This is a genomic window from Testudinibacter sp. 'clade 2', assembly GCF_006227735.1.
Classification (GTDB): Bacteria; Pseudomonadota; Gammaproteobacteria; order Enterobacterales; family Pasteurellaceae; genus Chelonobacter.
The window spans coordinates 1-665 of sequence record NZ_VDHB01000263.1 but is presented as its reverse complement, the minus strand read 5'-3'; the positions used below and the strand labels follow the sequence as shown (position 1 = coordinate 665).

Below are 665 nucleotides of genomic sequence, written 5' to 3'. Positions count from 1 at the left end.
TCCGTTCCGTTCCGTTCCGCAAAAATTGTGGCCTTGTTGTAATAAGAAAGCAAGGTTTTTATTTTATCCTGCTCAATTTTTTTCATAAAGGCTTCCATAAATTGCCAATCAGGATCGCCTGATTGATCAATGGGAAGCAGAATTTTTTGTTGCTTTAATCTCGTTGAGTTAATCGTAAATGAATAAGAATATTTGCTTTTGTGCATTCTTAAACTTGTCGCAATAAACTGCAAAGCAGAAAGGCTTATTTCTGATTTTGCTTTTAAAATATTGACTTTTGTTCCTGTAAAAAATGGGTAGTTTTGAACAAAGGGCTCTGCTGTTTCATTGCCAATCGTAATAACAGGATAATCAATATTTAATAATTCACTATTATCATCAATAAAACCATCCAAACCATTATGACTTTCTTTTCTAGTGATATAAGCAGTTTTCCCTGTTTTACGATCAACTTTATTACCATCAATACTTTTACCGATTTTAATTGTAAATAAATTGCCAATTAAAAACTCACCCCACTCACGCTCTTTCAGCCCACCGTTGGCAATGAGCAAATCCACGGCTTGAGAACTTAATTTATTCATAAGTTCTCCAATCTGCAACCGCTCTTTTTGCTTGACAAAGGCTTCCATAAAAGCCCAGTCTGGCTGTGCTGTGCTGTGCTG

The 665-nt window shown here is 35.3% G+C and carries 1 protein-coding gene; it reads right to left on the bottom strand.

Annotation, left to right across the window (positions count from 1 at the left end; translation table 11 throughout):
• Positions 1-665: restriction endonuclease subunit S (locus FHQ30_RS13130; protein WP_176552787.1), on the bottom strand; the 665-nt coding region annotated here is incomplete at both ends.